Origin of the sequence: Streptococcus parasanguinis, assembly GCF_001069785.1 — a bacterium.
Taxonomy (GTDB): domain Bacteria; phylum Bacillota; class Bacilli; order Lactobacillales; family Streptococcaceae; genus Streptococcus; species Streptococcus parasanguinis_T.
On the sequence record NZ_JVSR01000071.1, the window covers coordinates 13,946 to 31,732 of the forward strand.

The following is a 17,787-nucleotide window of genomic DNA, read 5'->3' on the forward strand; positions in this document are numbered from 1 at the left end:
AGAGTTAGATTAAGATCATATCTTCGTTGAGACTTTCCTTAGGTGAGTACGGACATCAGCGAACTTCTTCGAAGTTCCATGATTTAGTTTTGAACCTAAAGTTTCAAAACTCCCGAGCGCTTGAAATTTTGGTTTCAAGCGCTTTTCTCACAGCGGAAAGTCTCAAAAAATCTTTTAATAGTTCTAAGAACTGAGCAGTATTTTTAGCTTGTCACAATCACTAGGCCTATTTTGTATAAAAACAGTTATTCTTTTTTCTGATTTTCTAAATGGAGAGCGTATCTATAATGGATAAACCTTGCGAAATTCTTCTAAAACCACCTTGCTATCAGGTGTAAAAGCCAGACCTGCTTCTCCTAAGCAGTCTTTGAAAAAGTCTTCATGAACCTGACGCCAATAAGCCAGAGATTTGTCTCCTTCACCTTCCTTGTAGGCATGATCGGCTGACACTTGATGGAAAGGCTGAACGGAAACCTTTGTAATTTCAACGATGCAAACAGCTTGATCCTTACTATCTAAAATAACATCAAAGGTCCCTTCTTGGGGAAGGGGTTCGTCCTCTAATGCGTAAAGGTCGTAGGATGAGGCTGTTGCTGTTTTTTCGCCTTTAAAGACCAGTTCCGCTAAAAGGTCTGGGTCCACTCCAAAAGCCCGGGCATCTATCTCATCTCCGATAGAGGGATTGATTTGCTTGTAGGCATTCCACATTTCTTGAGGTGTCATAGGTTGCTCCTTTGTATTTTTTTACTTTCTTCTTTTACACGTTTGAGATGATCTGGATGGTCAATCTCTATATTAAAAATCTCTGGAATAGAACTATAATGGATAATGCACTTGATATCCATTTGATTCATTTTTTGTATGAAAAAAGCATTCAGATATCCTGCTACGGCGAAATCTATCTTTTTCTTCCTTGCTTTATCCTGCATCTGTCTCAGCATTTCTAACATAATGGGACTTTCCATATCATGCCATTGACTGTTCCTCACAGTCGCAAAAACAAAAGAAGTCAAATCATTCATTCCCACTACAATCTTTGAAATACCAGTTTCCAGTATCCTGTCCAAGTCGAAATAAGCTGATGGTAATTCAATCATCGTGCCAACTTTCCCGGTAAAACCATACTGACGCAATACTGTAATAGCTTGTTTTAATTGTTCGGCATCATTGACAAAAGGAAAAATAACAGACAGATTGGGATTGGTTTGAAAAACTTCGGTAACAACATTTGTCTCCGCCTGAAATTCATCTGGACACGCCAATAAACGCCTAGTCCCTCTATATCCAAATAATGGGTGGCGTTCGTCAAAATACTCTTTAGTCCCGTCTAGACTATTTGCTTCTGCATTTGTTAACTCTGAAAAGCGATACCAGACTTCTTCATCTGAGTACAAATGACAAATAGTGTCTAGATAATCTTTCACAAATTGCTGACAGCTTTTTAGCAGTATATTTTGACTGATCTCCCTCACCAAATATTCGCCACGAATCATACCAACATGATGAAATAGTTGTGGGTAAATTTTTTCAACAATTCTTTCGCCACTAAGAGCCAGTTGATTTTGCATAGCGATTCACCTCGTCTTAAAAGATACAATATTAGATATCATTATACGACACTTTCCTCTAGTTCAAAAGCTTCATAAGATTCAACTAATTCGTATCCTAAAAATTCTGCTACTTTTTTAGAAGCCTCGTTATGAGCATCCCAAAGTGGGAACATTTCTCTATTTAAAGCCTCTAGAATCATTGCAGCACCAAGTTTTTTAGCAAATCCCTTTCCTTGTTTGTCTGGTCTAGTTGCAACTTCCACTTCAACTGCTCCGTGGTAAACTAACCCTGAGGAAATCCCAGCAATCAGTTCATTATTTTTAAGAATAACAAAGCCAAATCCACCTTTTAAAGCAAAATCCTGGTAGGACTCAAAATCCCCCTGTAAATCTTGTGACCATTCTTCCTCAGAAAGATAGTTATAAATACGATTGTCAATAGGTACAATATTGTAACCTTCCTCTAAATGAGTAACTAGATCATTTAGAAATTCAACTTGAAAATTTGCCTTATCCTTAAAAGAATAGCGAGTAAAAGAAATTAACCCCACTTGCCGATGCAGAAAATCTTGCCACTTAGTGTCTTCTGAAATAATAATCTTATAATCTAAACCATATTGCCTAACAAAGTCTTCCCAAAATCTGGGATCCAACTCCCCTGCTAGGTATAGAAAATTCCCAATATCATAAAAGCTCGTTGTCCTATCACTGTTTCGATAAACAGTTCCAATTTGAGATTTAAGACCATAGAGAACCATATATTTCTTCCATGTTTTAAATAGTTCCATTCTCCCTCTATTTTACCTTCCAATTTCTGTAGGTTGTCAGTTCTAATTCTGGAAATCCTCGTAACTCCGCCTTTACCTTCAATACTAAAGGAGAAGCATTGTCTGCAGTAATTTCTTCCACATTCAACCAAATTGCATTGGCTGAATCATTACTTCCATCAAGAACCTCCTGAGGAAGGGATTGTTGAGAGTTCTCGAAATCTACTACGATATCATAAAAGGCCATGATATGGTGTACTGCAAAATCTTTGCCCTCTTCTTGAACCAGTACATCATACATCCTAGGATTTGAATAACGGCTAATCGTATAGCCTGTCTCCTCAAGGACTTCTCTCTTGAGGGTTTCTGTCAGCCCTTCCCCTACTTCCTGGCTACCACCCGGTAGATCAAAGCGATGCTGATAAGGGCCTCTTGTTTTTTCAATGCAGAGCAGTTTCCCCTCTTGAAGACAGACTCCGTAGACACCAAAGTGATTTTTGATTTCCATCAAATCCTCCTACTTTCATTCAAAGCTCAGTCGATAGTGAAATCAATATAGCTATTCTTTTTGCAACACCATCTCTTATTACCACTAATCATTTCTTCTCTATTGATTTAATACTTTTTCAATATCTATTTTAGTAATTTTTCTAGATACCAATAATCCTGCAAAAACTGAAGTAAGTATCCCTATTAATACCGGGAACAACAATCTGCTAAGTTCAATATCTAGTGGTAATCCACTCAAAAAGATGATCAAATAAGAAATAGCAATTCCTATCACCAATCCCGCGCTTGTACCTCGTACTCCCATCATGAAGCTTTCAAATAAATATATTCTTTTTATCTGTCGATCAGATGCACCGATGATTTTAAAAGTTGCGATCTGTTTATGATTCTCCTGAATGGTAATGGCTAGAATATTGATAATATTAATAATCGCTACAATAGAGATAAGAACTATGATTAATAGGATAAAAAGGTCGATGTAGGAAAACCATCTGGATAGCATATTTATAACATCCTGTTGTGTTGCTACAACAACATCTAATCCTGTCCCTGATAAAGATTGTTTTAAATTTTCATTTTTTAAAACAATCTTTTCTATCCTGTTTGCTGCCTCATTTAAATCGGTTCCATTTTTTACAGTAGCATTCAGATAGTAATATTTATTTGATGAGACGCTACTACTATTAATATTTATTGCCATCATTTGATTTATTTCTGTTGGCAACGTAGAAAACAACTGCGCTCCTTGCTTGTCTATAATTCCCGAAATTACAAACTTTACATAATGATTATCAATCTTAATAGTCACCGTATCTCCGACATTCATTGATGTAGCCTTGTGTACGGAATTTCCGATTAATATTTCATTGTCCTTCTCTGGAAATTTTCCATCGGCAATTCTAATATTCAGGTTTTTTAAATACTTTTCTTCTAGACAATGGATGGTATTGGAAACCGATGTCTTACCATTTTGGAATTTGATATCATCCGTAAATAAAAGTTTTACACCAGTAGCATTCTTTACTTCATCTATTTTTTTTACTCGATCAATATCCTCATTAGAAAACAAAGGCAAAGCTTTATAATTCAGAGAATTTTCTTTATTACCAAAGGCAACAGTAACAACATTTTTATTTGCTACAGTCATTTCTTTAATCATTTTATTATAGAAAGAATTAGAAATGAGCATCACTAAAACAATTAGCAAAACAGAGATCGCTATTGACAGTCTAACTAATCTATATCTTCGTTTGTTAACTTCTAAATCTCTTCTAGCAATGAATAATATGGAATGATTCATTTTATCATCTCCTTACGTACTCAATTTTGCCATCAACAACTGTGCAAATAGACTGCATACTATTCGCCACCTTATCACTATGAGTTACTGTTATAATCGTGATACCTAACTCTTCATTGATCCTCTTTAACAATTCTATTATATTTTGTTCGTTATCAGCGTCTAAATTACCAGTAGGTTCATCTGCTATCAATATTTCTGGATTATTAATAAGAGCTCTTGCCAAAGCAACTCTTTGTTTTTCACCTCCACTAATCTTATCAATACTCTTACTTAACATTTCTTTTGAAAGACCTAGAGTGTTACAAATTTCGTTAATGTTATTCTCTCCATTTTCAAAAAAATATCTTGGAAGTAGAATATTCTCTTTCACCGTGAAACCTGAAATCAAATTAAAGTTTTGGAACACACAGCCAATATTCCTACGCCTTACCTTACTCAAATTTTTCATATCTAAAACGGAACTACCACAGACTAAGATATCCCCCTCATTTAAACTGGTAATCCCTAATATTAATTTAACAAGAGTAGTTTTTCCTAATCCAGAACGGCCAACTATTGCAGTCGTGCTCCCTTTTTTAAATTCAAAATTACAATTTTTGAAAATATATCTGACATTCGATCCATCACTAAAACATTTAGCAACATTCACTAATTTAATCATGATTTCACCTTCATTCCACAATAACTTAGCAAATCAATTGTACTATTCGTTTCTTCTAAAACAATCTCTTAAGGTTTCAGGTAGCCCATTCAAAAAGTTCTTCTGAACTTACCCTCAGTTATCTTCATAATTGTTATTATCCCTGTGTTTTTAAGGAAAAAACAATTACATTTCTTAGCAAGATTTTAACTCCTGCTTTTTCATTTCCCTACTTCAAACTCCAACCACCATCAATGGTCAGGATTTGCCCTTGCATAGCAGACGCCTTCCCACTGGCCAAAAAGAGGCTGACTTCTGCCACTTCCTCTGGCTCAATCCAGCGCTTGATCGGCGTCTCACTGGCTACCCAGTCAGCCAAGCCACCTGGCTCAAAGTCAGCTGCGGTCATGCCTGTTTTGACGGCCCCCGGCGCAATGCCAAAGACCTGAATGCCAGCTTCTGCATAATCCAGGGCCAACTGCTTGGTAAAGCCCGCTAGGGCATGCTTGGAGGAGGTATAAGCGTGACCGCCGCCTCCCGCTAAACTAGAAGCAATGGAGCACATATTGATGATGATACCTTGCTTCTTCTCCAACATTTGAGTCAGATAATACCGTGTCAGCTCCACCGGGGTCACATAATTGATCTCAAAGATCTCCTGAATCTCCTCAGCGCTTTGCTCCAGAAGCGGTTTGTAATCATCCAAAACACCAGCTGTATTGCACAAGACATCGACCTCAGGACACCAGTCGAAAATTGGCGTCAAATCTAGGGTTAAGTCCCGTTGCAAGAAATGAAAATCACCTGCTAACTGGGGATCCGCTCCCTGGTCCACCCCATAGACCTGGTAGCCCTTCTCTAGAAAGAGGCGAGCTTGAGCCAGACCAATCCCGGAACTCACGCCTGTAATCAAGACTCTTTTAGTCATGGACTTCCACCCAATCTGTCGCTAAAACATCACAAGGGGTTGGACTCCACATGGAGAAACCTTCACCCTCACCAGAAACGTTGATGAGGAAATAAGGTGTCACTTCCAGAGCCACCCCATTTTGCTCAATGGTATCAAACAATTGGACATAGTTTTCTGCTCCGCCCCAACCGGTTCGCACATATTTTTTCTTAGCCTTTAAGCCTGGTAAAATCTCTTCAAATGTCATGTTTTTCTCCTTTGTTATCTAGTTAACTTTCTCCCTTTATTATACCAAAAAAAGAGCTTTCTCTATGTAAAAAGCCAGAGTTCTTCTACTCTAGCTTTCATCTTTTATTGATTTTCTTCTGAATGGCGATACCCATAGCCGAAATAAATTCCGACCCCGATCAGGAGAGCAACTCCGAAGGCCAGCCAGGTCGATAGGGAATACTGGGTCATAAAGGACAGACAGACCACAATCGATAGGATTGGCAAGACCGGAACCAAGGGTGTTTTAAATTCACCTGGTCCAGGTGCCCCGTGTTCCTTGCGCAATTTCAAGAGAGCAAAGGCCAACATAACCAGGTAAGCCAAGGTACAGATATTTAAGAAGGAAGCGATGCTTGCAAGTGGAAAGATTCCACCAGCAATGGATGCCATCGATCCAGCTACTAGTGTTGCATTTTTGGGAATTCTGGTTTTTGGATCGAGCTGTTTCATAGCTTTTGGCAAGAGCCCATCCCGCGCCAAACTGTATATCATCCGTGAAAGGGCAAAGGTCATGGAAATGCAGACGGTAATCAGGGTCAAAATCGCTACCAGCGATACATAATTTCCAGCCCAGCCGGCTCCGACCTGACGAAGGGCAAAGGCAACCGCGTCTTCTACATTTAAGTTCTTAAAAGGAACCATACCGGTCAAAACCAGGGTGACCAAGATATAAAGAACGGTTGTGATCAAGAGACTGAGGACAATCCCGCGAGGGACGTTCTTTTGTGGTTCCTTGATTTCGTCGACCGCCATTGAAATGGACTCAAAACCAAGAAAGGCAAAGAACATGAGCGAAGCACCAGCCATAATCCCTGTCTGACCACCATAGATTTCGCCAAATCCATACGGAGCAAAGTTTGCCCAGTTGCCAGGATTTAGGTGAAAAATCCCGACAAGAATAAACAAGGCAAGAGCGGAAAACTTGAGTAAGACCAGCAAGGAATTAAAGCGTAAAACCGCTTTTGCATTCATAAGGACTAAGGCTGTGACGAGGACCATAACCAAAATAGGCAAGAGATCCACATAAGTTCCCTTAGCTGGATCAAAAGTCCCGTTTAAAGCCGTCGGCAGACTCCAGCCAAGATTGGCCAACAAGCCCTTGAAATACGCGGCCCAACCTGAAGCCACCCCTGATACAGCTGTCATAAATTCCATCACGGTCAACCAACCGGCTATCCAGGCTGGAAACTCTCCAAAGATGGCATAGAGGTAACTATAGGCCCCACCAGTTGAAGGGATGCGAGACGCAAATTCAGCAAAGAAAAGGGCAGATAAGCCGACGCAAAAAGCCGCAATCACAATCGAAATAATGAGGGCTGGACCAGCTAAATTCGCTGCTGCAGTTCCCGTAATCGTGAAGATCCCTGTCCCCACCATGGCACCAATTCCTAAAATAATCAAATCCCACAATCGTAAATGGCGATTTAGACCCGGGTGTACTTGCCCAAGTCCCTTTTTTCGAAATAGATTCATGTATATTCTCCCATCTAATGAGTTTATTCTATCATACTTGAACAAGAAAGAGAGTGGGACAGAAATCGGTAATTCGTCAGAATTCGATTTCGTCGTCCCACCTCCGCACAGTTGAGTAGGTCATCTTTGGAGCTTAAAAAGCGAACAAAGATACCAATCAACCACTGCGTCTTGCTCGACAATCCAAAAACAATTGAGAGGCTAGGACTTTTGTCCCAGCCCCCCTTTTCTTTCTATTTATCACTTTCCGTCCTATTCTTTTTCAAAGCACGAATCGTAAACCAATAATAAATAACCAACCCAAAGACGATGATCACTGTGGGCAGAAGAACCGTCATACCAAGATTCTGAACTCCTTGTGCCAAGGTCCAGCGATGTAAGAATCCAACCACTAAAAATGCGATGATAGGAAAGATGAAAGCTCGTCCAAACTCTTCTTTCCATTGCCAAAGAATGAGAGCTCCGCTAGCCCCTGTCATGAGAAGGGCATCCCAAGGACTAGGGACTACAATCCAAGCAAGAGCCGGCAAGAAGCGGACGCCCACTATTTCACCGACAAAATAGAATCCTAGAACTAGAACAAAGGCTACATAAATTGCTTTTTTCGCTTTTTCTTCCGCAAAAATGAGGCGACGAAGGAGATAGAAGATCATCCCAACAGCTAGGAGTCCCAAAATGATGTCGGTCAAATAGACTAGAGGTTTGAGCACAAGGACCGCTTGAGAAGCAAAATCACTTAAGAGGCGATAAAAAATCACAATTCCTGAGACGATTGCACCATATTTTAGAACAGATCGCGTGGATTCTTTAGGCATGTTCTCTATGATTTGGTCTGCCATTTCCTTAGGATCCTGTCCAAAATAGTCCTTGGCTGTCAATCCATCTCCACTTGCTTGCGAAAAATCCAGCGCTAGATTATAGACCTGCTATTTTAAAGCCTTCTCCTCATATAAGAAACCGGCGAAATTGAAATAATCCCAGAGATCTTGGAAATAAGCTTGGTCCTCTTGGCTAAAGGTTTGAACCAAAGCCTGTGTTTCTTCATAATAAATAGCTGATATCATATTGCTTTTCCCTTTCTTTGGAGACGAAATACAATGAGGAACAGAACGAGTCCTATAAGAGGGAGTAGCCAGCGTAATACATTAGCAGTTTCTGGATTCACAAGACGAATCCAGCATCCAGTAACTAGGAAAGTCAGGCCCAGGACTAGTAGACTCGTCATCAAACGCTCCCTGCTTCTAACAGCTATAATCGCAAATCCAAGTAGGACTAGGACAGCAAGAACAATCGCCCAACCATCTGATAAGAAGAGACTTCCAATGTGGCCAAAATAGATCGAAAATAGTCGTACGATGTTCAGAAATACCATCAGGCTGATCACACTGATAAAAGTAGCCCACGACCACTTCATTTCACCATAGCTCTGTTTGGACCAAAGCCACGTAATGAACTGGCTGAACACCAAGAAATTGAGTAGAATGACAACATAGGTCAGGGGTTCGATTTTCAGTGGCGTCATCCAGGTAAAATCCATTAAATAACGCATGCCAACTAAGATCCCTCCAAGTAGGAAGACGAGTCCCACATAAGATCCTAAAGAGCGTTTAGGCAAGTCTGAAAGAACTTGATCCACCATCGCCCGTGGATCCTTTCCAAAATAATCCACCGCCCGTATGCCTTCTTTCTCAGCAACTTTCAGGTCACAAACCATATTGTAGAGTTGTTCACCGAGTGCTTCATCATCATAAAAATAGGACTTGGCCCCAATATAGGCCACCATTTTTTTCACATAGACTTGATCCTCTTTGTTTAGATTAATCAATTCATCCGATATTTTTTCTGTATAACTTTCTACCATTCTTCTCCCTCCTTCTTGATACGTTCTACTTTCGTGACCAGTTCCTGCCACTGGTCCCAAAATTCCTCTAAGCGCTCTCTTCCAGCATCACTGAGTGAAAAATACTTGCGATCAGGACCATCTGGAGACGGCCTCATTTCCCCATGAATAACCCCTTGTTTTTCTAATTTTTGAAGCAGGGGATAAATGGTCCCAGCAACAATCTTATCAAATCCCATCTCTTTGAGACTTTGGATCAATTCATAGCCATAGATGGCCTTTTTTGAAATAATCTCAAGCACACAGCCCTCCAAGACTCCCTTTAGTAATTGGGACTCTTTCATCCTTCTCACCTCTTTCTTCACATTTTCCACTAGTTTGTTTTACATACTAGTTATTTCACTATCAGTATACTCTTTCTCGGCTAGTATGTAAAGCATAATAGTAACTTTTTTCAAAAAAATTTTTATTCCTTAAAAATCCCTTAAAATCAAGGTTTCTCTGTATACTCGTGTGTAAATATACAAAAAAAGTTCAAAAAACACTTTATTTTGTAGATTGATTGGAGTATAATAATTAAAATTATTCAAAAGGAGACACGAATATGAAAAAATCGAAGCTTGCTCTTTTAGCAGGTGTCGCCGCGGCTTCAACGCTTTTCCTTGCTGCATGTGGCTCATCTTCTAATGCGTCAAAAGGGACAACCTACAACTACGTGTATGGTACTGACCCTGATACCTTGAACTATTTGACTTCAAATCGTTCAACTACAAGCGACATTACTACCAACTTGGTCGATGGTTTGTTTGAAAACGACCAATACGGTAACCTAGTGCCTGCTCTTGCTGAAGACTGGTCCGTTTCAAAAGACGGTCTGACTTATACTTACAAGCTTCGAAAAGATGCAAAGTGGTATGATTCAGAAGGAAATGAATACGCTAACGTCACTGCACAAGATTTCGTGACATCTCTAAAATACGTAGCAGATAAAAAATCGGATGCTCTTTACTTGGTTCAAAACTCAGTCAAAGGCTTGGATGACTATGTAAACGGGAAAACCAAAGACTTCTCAACTGTTGGGGTAAAAGCTGTTGATGATCACACTCTTCAATACACTTTGAACCAACCAGAATCTTTCTGGAATTCAAAATTAACGACTGCTACCATGATGCCAGTTAATGAAAAATTCTTGGAATCAGCTGGGAAAGACTTTGGTAGCGTGAAACCAAATGGTATCCTCTACAATGGTCCATACATTTTGAAATCCTTCACTTCAAAATCACAAATCGAGTTGGATAAAAACCCTGATTACTACGACAAGAAAAATGTTCACATCGATACGGTTAAATTGACTTACTTCGATGGATCTGACCAAGACTATCTTGCTCGTAACTTCTCAGATGGGAACCTATCTACTGCTCGTCTCTTCCCAACAAGCTCAACTTACAGTACGATTGAGAAGAAATTCAAGGATAACATCGTTTATTCCCCACAAGATTCTACTGTTTACTACGCTTACTTCAACGTCAACCGTCAAAATTACGGCCATACGAAGAAGACATCTGATGAGCAAAAGAACAACACGAAGACAGCCCTTCAAAACAAAAACTTCCGTCAAGCTTTGAACTTCGCTTTGGATAGAACTTCCTACAGCGCTCAAGTTAACGGGAAAGACGGAGCATCAAAAACTCTACGTACACTTCTAGTTCCACCGACATTTGTGCAAGCAGACGGGAAAGACTTCGGTACTCTCGTTGAAGAAAAACTTGCCGCAACAGGAGATGAGTGGAAAGGTGTTAGCTTTGCTGATGCTCAAGATAGCTTGCATAATGCGGATAAAGCCAAAGCGGAACTTGAAAAAGCGAAGGCTGAATTGCAATCACAAGGTGTTCAATTCCCAATCCATATCGACTATGTCGTAGACCAATCTTCTAATGCTCTTGTCCAACAAGCAGACTCTATGAAGAGTTCTATTGAAACAGCTCTTGGTAAAGACAATGTCGTGATCGATGTACAAAAATTGTCTACAGACGATGCTGACAACGCTACTTACTTCGCCCAATCACCAGATCAAAAAGACTTTGATATGGATATCACAGGTTGGGGACCTGACTTCCAAGATCCATCTACTTACTTGGATATCTTGAACCCAACAGATGGTTCAACCTTGACTGGTATGGGACTTGATCCTAAGAAAGACCAAGCGCTCATCGAAAAAATTGGTTTGAACGAATACAAAGAATTGTTGGATGCTGCTAATGCTGAAAAATTGGATACCAATGCGCGTTATGAAAAATACGCTGCTGCCCAAGCTTGGTTGACTGAAAACGCAATGGTACTTCCAATCTACTCTAAGGGTGGAGTTCCATCTATCACGAAGGTAACGCCATTCTCAGCAGCAAATTCTGCAATTGGTATTAAAGGTGAAACAAGCTTCTTCAAATACCAAAAACTTCAAGATAAGACAGTCACAACTGCTGACTACGAAAAAGCTTATAAGAATTGGTTGAAAGAAAAAGAAGAATCAAACAAAAAAGCGCAAGAAGAACTTGCAAAACACGTGAAATAATCGCGATAGAAAACACCGGGGATTTGATCCTCGGTGTTTTTGGTTAAGGATAAAACTATCTTTGAAACTTTCCTTAGGTGAGTACGGACGTTAGCGAACTTCTCCGAAGTTCCATAACTTAGTTTTGAACCTAAAGTTTCAAAACTCCCGAATGCTAGAAATACTTTATTTCTAGCACTTTTCTCACGGCGGAAAGTTTCAGTATTTGTTTAAATAAGCTTTAAAACATACATTATTATAATTCTTTCCGCAACACTTAGCTTGTTCTATGAAAAAAACAGTTTGTCTACTTATCAGCTTTTTCATTTCCCAATCTTTTATAGACTCGAACGCTATCTCACGACAATCTTTCGATAACTTCTAGAAGTCAGAAGAAAGACGAGAACATAAGAGATGAAAAAGACAGCGCAGACAGAAAGAGTCGTTTGAAGAACCAAGCCCGCATTGGTTGCTCCTAAGATAGCAACGATCTTTGCGATCATCTTGTAGGCTACTCCTAGGTACAAGAAGGAGAAGAATAATGGGAGGAAAAAGACGGTGAGAATTTGTTTGCGAATGGTGGTGGACGTTTGCTTTTGGTCCAATCCTACTTGTTGCAAGATCACAAAATTTTCCCGGTCCTCATAGCCTTCTGAAATCTGCTTGTAGTAAATCACGAGAACCGTAGCTAATAGAAAGATCACAGATAAAAAAATCCCGATAAATAGAAGAGTCCCTGCTGTTTCACGCCAATCTTTCTCTATACTGTATCGATCAAATCCACCAAAATAAGTCGCACCATATTGACTGATTTTGTCTGTCGAATACAGCTCTTTGATCAAGCCAGAAATAAAATCTTGGTTATCTTTATTTTTAGCACTAATAGAGAATTCCAAATTTTTATCAACTTTTAGTCCCAGTTGGTTCAAGTCAGGGAGGACCAGGTACAAGCCCATTTGGTGTTGAAACAGGTCGGCTTGAGGGAGTTTCCCTTGGATAAAATTGGAGTTTAGCTTTTCTTTAATCGTGAAGGTCTTCCCATTGATTTCTAATTGTGCGTCTAATCTTCCAGGATATTGATACCCATAGGCTAGGATTTCATTTTCCCCAAGCTCAACTTTTTGACCGGTCAGTTGCTCATAAGTCGCCTGATCAAAAAAGTAGACTGTTCCTTCTGACTTCAACTCCTGACCAGTTGATGGAGTGGACTGGTCATTCACCTCTAAGCTCCTTCCATCAATCTTTCGAATTTCAGCCGACCAGTATGTTGTCTGTGCCACCTGATAATCTGATAGATGTGTCGCATCGGCTGTTTTCTTAATTTGAGCTTGAACATCTTCAATAACCGTTTCTGTTTCAGCATCTGAAGGCATATGCCCCACACTAATCATGTAATCAGAAGGGGAAACAGTATCTAGGTAATTCTGCCCTCCAATAAAGATATTGAGCGACCCGGTTAAGGTGACCAAGACCATGGTGGATAGAATACTAATCGTCGCAAGACCCGCTGCATTTTTTCGCATCCGAGCTATTAAGTTGGAGACAGATATAAAATTCTCTGGCTTGTAATAGTAGGATTTCCGACCTCTGAGAAATCTTAAGAAGGTAATCGAGCCTGCGTTAAATAAGAGATAAGTCGCTAGAATGACCAAGATGACAGCAATAAAGAATCCTTGAACCGCTGCAACCGGACGCTCAACGGTTAGCGCCATATAAAAAGCAATTCCTAAGAGCCCTAGTCCTAACAGAGTTTGAACCAGCAAGAAGCGTCCCTTCTTCTCTCCTGCCTTTTTCTGTTGCATGAGGTGGAGGGAACTGTAGCGCAAGAGGCGGAAAGAATTCAACAAAAGAATGAGACCAAAAGCTAAGGCTAATCCAAGTAAAGTGTTAAGAACAGCCTCTATCTGGAAGGTCGATTGAATGACGACTGGAAGCCCCATACATTTTAAGAGCAGGGCAAAAATCAAAGGATCAAACAAGAGCCCCAAGCCCAGTCCTACTCCAACTGTGAGAACATAGAAGAAGAGCAATTCCCATAAGGTCATGATGAGGAGATGCTTCTTCTCCATTCCCAGAACACTGTAGAGTCCCAGTTCTTTGGAACGATTTTTCATGACATAGTCATTGGCATAAGCCACTAAAATGATGACGACTAATTGGACAACGAAACTACCAAAACCAAGAACAGTTCTCGCCGCTCCCCCTCCGTAAGAATCCTCTAAATGAGGGGTCGTTGCCAGGGCGATAAAGCTATAGAGGATCATGGTCGTTAAAATAACAGCTATAGCGAAAGGGTAATAGAGCTTGCGATTTTGTTTGAGGTTGGAAAGAGCTAATTTACTTGTTAATTTAAACATCACGATCCTCCTTCCCCGCCATGACCGTCAGGGTATCTGAGATTTCTTGGAACATCTGACGCTCCGTCTTTTCCCCGCGAAAGATCTGGTTGTAAAGGATCCCATCCTTGATAAAGAGCACGCGCTTGGCACGCGATGCCGCTGCGGTTGAGTGGGTCACCATGAGAATGGTTTGGCCCATGGTGTTGATATCTTCAAAGACATCTAGTAACGCAGCCGATGATTTGGAATCCAGCGCCCCTGTTGGCTCGTCGGCCAGGAGGATTTCTGGCGAGGTAATGATGGCCCGTGCTACAGCCACTCGTTGCTTTTGCCCACCAGAGATCTCGTAGGGATATTTTTCTAAGAGCTGGTGAATGCCCAACTCCCGACTGACGCTATCGACCTTGCTCATCATTTCCTTGACAGGTCTACGAGAGAGGACCAAGGGCAGGAGGATATTGTCCTTGACCGACAAGGTATCAAGCAGGTTGAAGTCTTGAAAGACAAAGCCTAGTTTTTCCCGACGAAAACTGGACGCATCCTTGTTCTTGATGGTCGAGGTGTCTATGCTATTTAGGTAGACCCGCCCTTCGGTCGGCTGGTCCAGCATGGCTAGGATATTGAGGAGGGTGGATTTCCCGGATCCTGATTCCCCCATGATGGCCACGTATTCCCCTTTTTCAACCGTGAAGTGAATATCCTTTAAGGCTTCAACTTGCGTCCCTTGAAAGCGGGTTTTGTAGATTTTTTTGATATGTTGAACGTCTAGTAGGGTCATGATCCGTTCCTTTCTAGCTTGATAAAAGCTTCAATCGTTTTTTACAAATCTATTGTACTAAAACTAAAACGCTTTCACCATAACATAACCTTACATTTTCCCCTTTATTTCTTACATTTTTGTAAGAAAGCAAAAATAGGCTAGGACTTGAGGTCCTACCCTATTTTTTTCATTGATTATTCAGCTGATGAAGAGAGCAATGGCGCAATTGATTTATATGCACTTTCAAGAGCTTGTTTCATAGTGTCACGTCCAGATTTCAATTGTTGTACAAAAACAGTACGCCCTTGTTCAGGAACAACCGTATCATCTGAACCACCAGTTGAAAGTGCTGTATCAAATTGAGTTTTTGATTCGTCCAATGTCTTGAGAGCTGGTTCCACTTGTTGAGTATATTTAGATCTCAGTGATTCGGGAATTTGATCGCCAATATCTTGAGCATATTTTTTATAGTTATCCACTAATTTACTATAAAGAGTTTTCATATCACCAATTGTTTTGGCATTATCGATTTCATCATCAGTCAACAAGACAATTTCTGGAATTTTAACAGAAGAGGTTGCTGATTTAGATGATTTTGATGAACTGCTTGATTTGCTTTCTGAAGTAGATGATTTTTCTACTTTGCTAGAAGAAGCTTTTGCATCTTTGCTTGATGATTCTGAAGCAGTTTTACCAGAACAAGCTGCTAACGTTGCAACTGACAAGAGAGCCACACCGGCTGTAAGAAGTTTTTTCATATTTTTTCTCCTATAAATAAAGAATGAATATATTTTAAATGATTTTCCTTTAATTGTCAAACATTTTCTGTTTTCAAATACTTATGCACCGCTAATTATCACTAGTTTTTAACATATTTTATATCCTAAAAATTATTTCTTTTATTGTATATTTATTCATTCTTTGAATAAACAAAACCAGAAAAACAGTCTTTTTCTGGTTTATTCTTCTTTTTATTGATGAAGCAACTGTGTAAATTCTTCTTGAAGTTCCTTGTTATCCGTTGGTTTTAGATACATCTTTCCTCCATTGGTCGTTGGAGAATGAAAGACAATGCCTTCTCCTGTATCTGTAATAGCAAAGAAATAACTATGCACATCTGGATACTTGTCCCAATTGCTATAGCGTTCCACGATGCGGTATTTTGCATTTCCTTGACCAGTATCTGTATAAATGGCATCCATCTTACTATTTTCCCCTAGAGTATAGAAGTTGTCTGGTCCTACATCACCACCAGCGATGCCTTTTTGATAGTTGGGTTGTCCCATCTTTTCTCCCCAGGTCTTCATAAATTCTGCCAATTTTGCTGATTTTTCAGCATTCCAAGGCGTTTTTTCCTGGCTTTGGCTATTTCCCGCTGATGGTGTGCTGTCAAAAGTTTGCCAGTTAAAACTCTTGAGATCCAGTTTATCCTCATCCGATTTTCCAAAGAGGGCATTCAGATCTGACCCAGGTACTTGGACTTCTTCTTCCTGGACTTTTGTCGCGGCTTGAGGCGTCTTTTCTATCCGTGAGAGCACAGCTACCCCACGGCCAGTTCCTGACATCCAGCTGACTTCTAAGACTTCTCCTCCCTTATAGAGGGTCGTCGCATTGCGCGCTCCACCGTGTCCAGCGACGAAGCCTTCAGCTAGCAGAGTCGGTTTTTGGTCCTTGAGGTAATAAACTCCTGTCACAAAGTAGCTTCCATCGGTCTGCTGATTGGCGATGATCATCTCCTCTACCCCATCGTTATTTAAGTCCTTAAAGGCATAGCGAACGGCATCTGGCTGATTGATGATAGTCTCAATCACCCAACTATTGATCATCCGATCTTCTTTGGCTAATGCATCATTCAATTTGGAAATAGCATCTAACTCTTTTGAAGTGGCAAAAATCTTTTGGTAGTCTGAAAAAACAGACTGGTATAATTGTTTGTTATCTGTTTTTTTCGCTTGTTTCTTTGCTGAAGTCTGGCTTGTTGCAGCCTCTTTTTTGGGACTGGACTGACGTTGGTATCTTTGGTAACATCCTGTTAACATGACCATACTCGAAGCCACTATTCCTAACTGCACCCATTTTTTTCTTTTCATCTTATTTCCTATAATCTCCCTTATTTTCATACTAAACTTTATTATACTAAAAAAAAGGTGAGGAAGGAATCCCTTCTTCACACTTAGTTTATTTTATTCGGTTTGGCTCGACGATCCGTTTGACTTTCAATATGCTCTTTCACCAAGGCAACCACCTCATCATTGGTTGGAAGATCCGAGTGCTGGGCATCTTCCCCCGTCACCGTAATCTCCGTATAGCTAGCTGCTTGGTTTTGGTAGATATATTTCCCAGCAGAGACACTGGCATCCGGGACTAACTCATCTGAATCATAGGTAATGGTCCCTGCTACTGAATACATATGAAGGGTTGTCGGGATGGCTTCTTTTCCCTTGATAAAATCGGCCAACATCTCAGATTTATTTTTGATATTGGTCTCCGTGAAATTGTAAGGAGTCCCGATGGTCATGAGGGTCTTGAGATCTATATCATAATCCCCCAGATAATTTTCAATAAAGGCTGTATAAATCAAGCCACCGTTGGAATGACCTAAACCCTTAAAATTATTAAAATTGTATTTTTCTTGAAGAGCTTCGAAGGCTTGATTAAAGAGTTTGGCTTTCTTTTTAATGTTGCTATAGCCATCTTTGTTGTTTTCAAAACCAACCACAATTACTGGTTCATTGTCCTTGGCATCAATACTACCACTATAGGTGATATGCCCATCATTCCAAACCTTAACCTTAAGCAGACTGTGTTTGGTTCCTTGACGGCCTTGGTTGAGCTTGGTCACCAAGCCATCGAAGCGGTTCTCTGTCGCAGAGCTTC

At 40.3% G+C, this 17,787-nt stretch carries 17 protein-coding genes and 1 pseudogene; 1 reads left to right on the forward strand and 17 read right to left on the reverse strand.

Features of this window, described 5'->3' with window-relative positions:
• Positions 1–282: 282 nt before the first annotated feature.
• From ADG03_RS05780 to ADG03_RS05835, 12 genes and pseudogenes are all read right to left on the reverse strand, one after another.
• A complete protein-coding gene (locus tag ADG03_RS05780; RefSeq protein ID WP_049473165.1) occupies positions 283–723 on the reverse strand; it encodes an ASCH domain-containing protein in 441 nt (146 codons plus the stop codon).
• A complete protein-coding gene (locus ADG03_RS05785) occupies positions 720–1,568 on the reverse strand; it encodes a putative PEP-binding protein (protein WP_049473164.1) in 849 nt (282 codons plus the stop codon). Before ADG03_RS05785 ends, ADG03_RS05780 begins: the two co-directional genes overlap by 4 nt.
• A 41-nt stretch (positions 1,569–1,609) precedes the next feature.
• On the reverse strand, positions 1,610–2,338 hold the full coding sequence (locus tag ADG03_RS05790; protein WP_049473163.1) for a GNAT family N-acetyltransferase: 729 nt from the start codon (positions 2,336–2,338) through the stop codon (positions 1,610–1,612).
• Between the two features lie 7 nt (positions 2,339–2,345).
• A complete protein-coding gene (locus ADG03_RS05795; RefSeq protein ID WP_049473162.1) occupies positions 2,346–2,825 on the reverse strand; it encodes an NUDIX hydrolase in 480 nt (159 codons plus the stop codon).
• 99 nt (positions 2,826–2,924) lie between these two features.
• Entirely contained in the window at positions 2,925–4,127 is a 1,203-nt protein-coding gene (locus ADG03_RS05800; protein WP_049473161.1) for an ABC transporter permease, read from the reverse strand.
• Between the two features lie 4 nt (positions 4,128–4,131).
• Positions 4,132–4,791, reverse strand: a complete 660-nt coding sequence (locus tag ADG03_RS05805) for an ABC transporter ATP-binding protein (RefSeq protein WP_049473160.1) — start codon at positions 4,789–4,791, stop codon at positions 4,132–4,134.
• Positions 4,792–4,999: 208 nt separating this feature from the next.
• Positions 5,000–5,698 carry a 3-oxoacyl-ACP reductase gene (locus tag ADG03_RS05810; protein ID WP_049473159.1) on the reverse strand — a complete coding sequence of 233 codons (699 nt, stop codon included), beginning with the start codon at positions 5,696–5,698 and terminating at the stop codon, positions 5,000–5,002.
• A complete protein-coding gene (locus tag ADG03_RS05815; RefSeq protein ID WP_000141913.1) occupies positions 5,691–5,927 on the reverse strand; it encodes a DUF2829 domain-containing protein in 237 nt (78 codons plus the stop codon). Before ADG03_RS05815 ends, ADG03_RS05810 begins: the two co-directional genes overlap by 8 nt.
• A 104-nt stretch (positions 5,928–6,031) precedes the next feature.
• The gene (locus ADG03_RS05820; protein ID WP_049473158.1) at positions 6,032–7,423 is read right to left on the reverse strand and encodes an APC family permease; all 1,392 of its coding nucleotides are present in this window, start codon (positions 7,421–7,423) and stop codon (positions 6,032–6,034) included.
• A 233-nt stretch (positions 7,424–7,656) separates the two neighbouring features.
• Positions 7,657–8,487, reverse strand: a pseudogene (locus ADG03_RS05825) (hypothetical protein).
• Complete coding sequence (locus ADG03_RS05830) at positions 8,484–9,284, reverse strand: membrane protein (RefSeq protein ID WP_049473157.1); 801 nt, start codon at positions 9,282–9,284, stop codon at positions 8,484–8,486. Before ADG03_RS05830 ends, ADG03_RS05825 begins: the two are co-directional and overlap by 4 nt.
• A complete protein-coding gene (locus ADG03_RS05835) occupies positions 9,278–9,607 on the reverse strand; it encodes a PadR family transcriptional regulator (RefSeq protein WP_003012258.1) in 330 nt (109 codons plus the stop codon). Before ADG03_RS05835 ends, ADG03_RS05830 begins: the two co-directional genes overlap by 7 nt.
• A gap of 260 nt (positions 9,608–9,867) precedes the next feature.
• On the opposite strand from ADG03_RS05835, the gene ADG03_RS05840 reads away from it, so the two are divergent.
• Positions 9,868–11,832, forward strand: coding sequence for a peptide ABC transporter substrate-binding protein (locus ADG03_RS05840; protein WP_049473156.1), 1,965 nt, complete (start codon positions 9,868–9,870; stop codon positions 11,830–11,832).
• Positions 11,833–12,164: 332 nt separating this feature from the next.
• Here ADG03_RS05840 and ADG03_RS05845 read toward each other — a convergent pair whose 3' ends face one another.
• The 5 genes from ADG03_RS05845 to ADG03_RS05865 all read right to left on the reverse strand — a co-directional run.
• On the reverse strand, positions 12,165–14,168 hold the full coding sequence (locus ADG03_RS05845; RefSeq protein WP_049473155.1) for an FtsX-like permease family protein: 2,004 nt from the start codon (positions 14,166–14,168) through the stop codon (positions 12,165–12,167).
• The gene (locus ADG03_RS05850; RefSeq protein WP_049473154.1) at positions 14,161–14,928 is read right to left on the reverse strand and encodes an ABC transporter ATP-binding protein; all 768 of its coding nucleotides are present in this window, start codon (positions 14,926–14,928) and stop codon (positions 14,161–14,163) included. The genes ADG03_RS05845 and ADG03_RS05850 overlap by 8 nt, the downstream gene beginning before the upstream one ends.
• Positions 14,929–15,104: 176 nt before the next feature.
• Positions 15,105–15,668: a hypothetical protein gene (locus ADG03_RS05855; RefSeq protein WP_021152825.1), complete on the reverse strand. Its 564-nt coding sequence runs from the start codon at positions 15,666–15,668 to the stop codon at positions 15,105–15,107.
• Between the two features lie 213 nt (positions 15,669–15,881).
• Complete coding sequence (locus ADG03_RS05860) at positions 15,882–17,000, reverse strand: DUF4767 domain-containing protein (RefSeq protein WP_049473153.1); 1,119 nt, start codon at positions 16,998–17,000, stop codon at positions 15,882–15,884.
• An 83-nt stretch (positions 17,001–17,083) separates the two neighbouring features.
• Positions 17,084–17,787, reverse strand: a 704-nt coding sequence (locus ADG03_RS05865) for an alpha/beta hydrolase (protein ID WP_049520972.1), incomplete at its 5' end; no start/stop codon positions are given.